This window comes from Streptococcus pseudopneumoniae (assembly GCF_001070815.1).
Taxonomy (GTDB): domain Bacteria; phylum Bacillota; class Bacilli; order Lactobacillales; family Streptococcaceae; genus Streptococcus; species Streptococcus pseudopneumoniae_P.
The window spans coordinates 1-610 of sequence record NZ_JVLX01000035.1 but is presented as its reverse complement, the minus strand read 5'-3'; the positions used below and the strand labels follow the sequence as shown (position 1 = coordinate 610).

Annotated in this window: 1 protein-coding gene; it reads right to left on the bottom strand. The window is 37.5% G+C overall.

Going from position 1 to position 610, the window contains the following annotated elements; translation table 11 throughout:
- A partial coding sequence (locus ADG81_RS03880; protein ID WP_049550950.1) for a Rib/alpha-like domain-containing protein occupies positions 1-610 on the bottom strand: 610 nt, incomplete at both ends.

Here is a 610-nt window from a genome sequence, read left to right as displayed (position 1 = left end):
CACATATTGTGTCTTACTATCGACTACTACAATTTTAGCAGGAATCTCTGCAACTATTTCTGTACCTAGCTTAGCTACAACTGTTACATCTTTGTCTCCTGTGGAACCAGTATTTGGTTTTTCTTTATACTCAAACGTGGTTCCTTCTGGGAATTTACTTGGATCAATACTATCTTTCGGTGAGATACCTTCTTTGTTTACTGGAACATACTGAGGATAGCTTTCTACCACACGTACCGTTGCTGGAACTTCGACAAGTTTATTACCTGCTTTGTCTTTAACAACTACTGTAACATTCTTGTCCCCTGCCTCTGAAGTATTGACTTCTTCTTTATATTCAAATGTTGAACCTTCTGGATATTGATCTGGATCAATACTATCTTTGACACTAGGTTGTTCATTCCCTTCACTAACTGGAACAATTTGAGGATAACCTTTTGCGACTACTACAGTTGCTGGAACTTCAACTAATGGATTTCCATCTTTATCCGTTACTACAACCGTTGTTTCCTTGTCTCCTGCCTTACTTGTTTCAACTGGTTCTTTAAATTTAAACTTAGAACCTTCAGGATAATTTTCTTCATCAACACTCTTAGAAGCGTCTGGTTGT